This is a genomic window from Streptomyces sp. N35, from assembly GCF_016464295.1.
GTDB lineage: Bacteria > Actinomycetota > Actinomycetes > Streptomycetales > Streptomycetaceae > Streptomyces.
The window spans coordinates 1-3,535 of sequence record NZ_JAEIMH010000182.1; the positions used below are offsets into that span (position 1 = coordinate 1).

At 74.4% G+C, this 3,535-nt stretch carries 3 protein-coding genes; 1 reads left to right on the plus strand and 2 read right to left on the minus strand.

The genetic code is table 11. The annotated features are described in order from the left end of the window. Nucleotides 1-760: pantoate--beta-alanine ligase (panC, locus tag JAO81_RS41665; RefSeq protein ID WP_199553216.1), on the minus strand; the 760-nt coding region annotated here is incomplete at its 3' end. Further along, nucleotides 757-1,692 (minus strand): DUF2520 domain-containing protein, encoded by a 936-nt coding sequence (locus JAO81_RS41670; protein WP_307814245.1) that lies wholly within the window; start codon nt 1,690-1,692, stop codon nt 757-759. The genes JAO81_RS41670 and panC, both read right to left, overlap by 4 nt. 189 nt (nt 1,693-1,881) lie before the next feature. Here JAO81_RS41670 and JAO81_RS41675 point away from each other — a divergent pair, with 189 nt between their 5' ends. After that, on the plus strand, nt 1,882-3,120 hold the full coding sequence (locus JAO81_RS41675; RefSeq protein ID WP_199553217.1) for a low specificity L-threonine aldolase: 1,239 nt from the start codon (nt 1,882-1,884) through the stop codon (nt 3,118-3,120). Nucleotides 3,121-3,535: the final 415 nt, after the last annotated feature.

Sequence of the window (3,535 nt, forward strand, 5' to 3'; positions counted from 1 at the left end):
CCTGCGCGACGGCGTGCGCGTCGGCGGCGGCGCGGGCCTCGCCGAGCGCGCCGAGCGCCTTCGCGCGGGCCTTCGAGGCGGGCGCCGCCTGGGCGCGGGCGTGCAGGGCGGCCTGTGCGGTGAGGCGGTCGCGCCCCGCGAAGAGCGCGGCGGACAGGGCGAGCGCGGTGCGGCGTTCGGCGTCGGAGAGATAGCGGTTACGGGAGGAGAGGGCGAGACCGTCCGCCTCCCGCACCGTGGGTACGCCGATGATCTCGACGGGGAAGTTCAGGTCCTGCACCATGCGCTTGATCAGGGCGAGTTGCTGGGCGTCCTTCTGGCCGTAGAGCGCGATGTCCGGCGCCGTGAGGTGGAGGAGCTTGGCGACGACGGTGAGCATGCCGTCGAAGTGGCCGGGGCGGGTGGCGCCTTCGAGGCGCCCGCCCATGGGGCCGGCGGAGAGACGGACCTGGGGCTCTCCGCCCGGGTAGACCTCGTCGGTGTACGGCGCGAACACCGCGTCCGCGCCCGCCCGTTCCGCGATCACGAGGTCCGCGTCGAGGGTGCGCGGGTAGCGGTCGAGGTCCTCACCGGCGCCGAACTGCAGCGGGTTGACGAAGACGGTGACCAGGACCTGGCCCCCGGGCCCGGCGAGTTCGCGGGCGCGGCGGATCAGGGCGGCGTGGCCCTCGTGCAGGGCGCCCATGGTCATGACGACGGCGCGCTGACCGTCGTACGTCAGCTTGCGCAGGTCTTCGGCGGTGCGCAGGAGGTGGGTCACCGCTCTCCCCCGTCCGCGCCGTTGGCCAGTACGCCGAGGAGGTCCTCGGCCAGTTCCGGCTTGAGCAGACCGTGCGCGAGCGCGCGGTCGGCGGTCGCGCGGGCCATCGCGAGATAGCCGGCGACGGTCTGCGGGGCGTGCTTGCGCAGCTCGGACACATGGGCCGCGACGGTGCCCGCGTCGCCGCGCGCCACCGGGCCCGTGAGGGCCGCGTCGCCGGAACGCAGCGCATTGTCCAGCGCGGCGCCGAGCAGCGGGCCGAGCATCCGGTCCGGGGCCGTGACGCCGGCCTGGCGGAGCAGCTCCATCGACTCGGCGACCAGCGTGACCAGGTGGTTCGCGCCGAGGGCGAGGGCCGCGTGGTAGAGCGGGCGGGCCGCTTCCTCGATCCACTCGGGCTCGCCGCCCATCTCGATGACGAGCGCCTCGGCGGCCAGGCGCAGCTCCTCGGGCGCGGTGACGCCGAAGGAACAGCCGGCCAGACGCTGGACGTCGACGGCGGTGCCCGTGAAGGTCATCGCCGGGTGCAGGGCGAGCGGCAGACCGCCGGCGCGCAGGGCGGGCCGGAGCACGTCCACCCCGTAGCGGCCCGAGGTGTGCACGAGCAGCTGGCCCGGGCGGACCGCGCCGGTCTCCACCAGGCCCTCGATCAGGCTCGGCAGGGCGTCGTCCGGGACGGTGAGCAGCACGAGGTCGGCGCGCGCGAGGACTTCGGCGGGGGTGACGAGCGGGACATCGGGGAGCATCTCGCCCGCCCGCCGCACGGAGGCGTCGGAGACGCCGGAGACGGCGACGGGGCGGTGCCCGGCGAGCTGCAGGGACGCGGCGAGCGCGGGGCCCACACGGCCCGCGCCGACGACGCCCACGGTGAGGCGGGCGGGGCGCTCGCTCGGGTCCGGCAGTCCGGGCCCTGGGGGGTGGCTTGCGTTCACTAGACGACGGCCTTCCGTTCCAGTCCGCTCGGGGTACCGGACGTTTCCGTCCGGTCGGTGCCGGACGATTTCTCGTCATGTTAACGCAATGGGGTACGGCGGGCTCCGGCTGTCCACAGGCTCCCTGGGGCTGCCGAGAGTTATCCACAGGCTGTGCGTGGGCGGACGGGTGTGCGAGAAGATCTGTGGATGGATGACACCGAGGCTGTGGATCAGGCGGGGCGGGGTGGGGCGGACCAGGTCGGCCGGGTGGGTCGGGCCGGCTTGGATCAGGCGGGCCCGGGCGGCCCGGACCAGGTGGATCCGGGGGCGGCGCGGGAGCGGCGGCTTGCCGCGTTCCGGGCGGCGAAGCGGGTGCTGTCGCGGCCGGGGGCCGATCTCACGTACGCGGACAGTCTCGAGCGTCTGGCCCGGCGTGCGCCCGAGGTGTTCGACCTGGGCAGGACCTCCGACATGTACGGCGACTCGATCGTGGAGGAGCTGGAGCGCCGGGTCGCCGGGCTGCTCGGCAAGGAGGACGCGGCCTTCTTCCCGACGGGCACGATGGCGCAGCAGATCGCGGTGCGCGTATGGGCGGGACGTACCGGCGACGCGACGGTGGCGCTGCATCCGCTCGCGCATCCGGAGCGGCATGAGCGGGATGCGTTCTCGGCGGTCAGCGGGGTGCGGACCGTGCATCCGACGGCGGAGCCGCGGCTGCCGAACGCCGAGGAGGTGCGGGAGTTCGAGGAGCCCTTCGGGACGCTGATGCTCGAACTGCCGCTCCGTGAGGCCGGGTTCGTGCTGCCCTCGTGGCAGGAGCTGGTCGATGTGGTCGAGGCCGCGCGGGAGCGGGACGCGGTGGTGCACTTCGACGGGGCGCGGCTGTGGGAGTGCGGGCCGCACTTCGGGCGAGGGCTCGCCGAGATCGCCGACCTCGCGGACAGTGTGTACGTCTCGTTCTACAAGTCCCTCGAGGGGCTCGGCGGGGCGGTCCTCGCGGGTCCGCGCTCGTTCGTCGCGGAGGCGAAGGCCTGGCGGCACCGGTACGGCGGTCAGATCTTCCAGCAGTACCCGACGGTGCTCTCGGCACTGATCGGCCTGGAGGACGAACTGCCGCGCCTTCCCTCGTACGTGGCGCATGCGCGGGTGGTCGCGGAGGCGCTGCGGGAGGGGTTCGCCCAGGCCGGGGTGCCTTTCTTCCGGGTGCACCCGGGGGTGCCGCATACGCATCAGTTCCAGGTGTGGCTGCCGTACGAGGCTTCCGCGCTCGACGAGGCGTCGGTACGGATGGCCGAGGAAACGGGGACGGCGCTGTTTCGACGGTGGTTCACGGAAGGGCCACCGGGCCTCTCCGTCACCGAGGTGACGGTGGCGGGGCCGGGCCTGGAGTGGGGCGCAGAGGATGTGCGCCTTGCGGTGCGGGAGTTCGTGGGGCGGGTGGGGTGAGGTCGCTTGCGGGGTGGGTGGGGTGAGGTCGCTCGCGGGGTGGGCGGGGTGAGGTCGCTTGTGCGGCAAGTGGGGTGAGCTCGCGGGGGCGGATGGGGTGAGGTCGCTTGTGCGGCGAGCGGGGTGAGGTCGCGGGGGCGGATGGGGTGAGCTCGCTTGCGCGGCAAGTGGGGTGAGCTCGCGGGGGCGGATGGGGTGAGCTCGCTTGCGCGGCGAGCGGGGTGAGCTCGCGGGGGCAGCGGGTGCGGTGAGGCCGCTTGTGCGGCGAGGTTGGTGAGGTCGCGGGGCGGATGGGTTGAGGTCGCTTGTGTGGCGAAGTTGGTGAGGTCGCGGGGGGCGAGCGGGGTGAGGTCGCGGGGGGGGGGGCCCCCCGCCCCCGCCCCCGCGCCGCCCCGCCCCCCCCCCCGCGGCGGGC

Excerpts from the sequence above, each read along its gene's own strand:
- JAO81_RS41675 (WP_199553217.1), top strand. The coding sequence starts at position 1,882 with ATGGATGACACCGAGGCTGTGGATCAGGCGGGGCGGGGTGGGGCGGAC.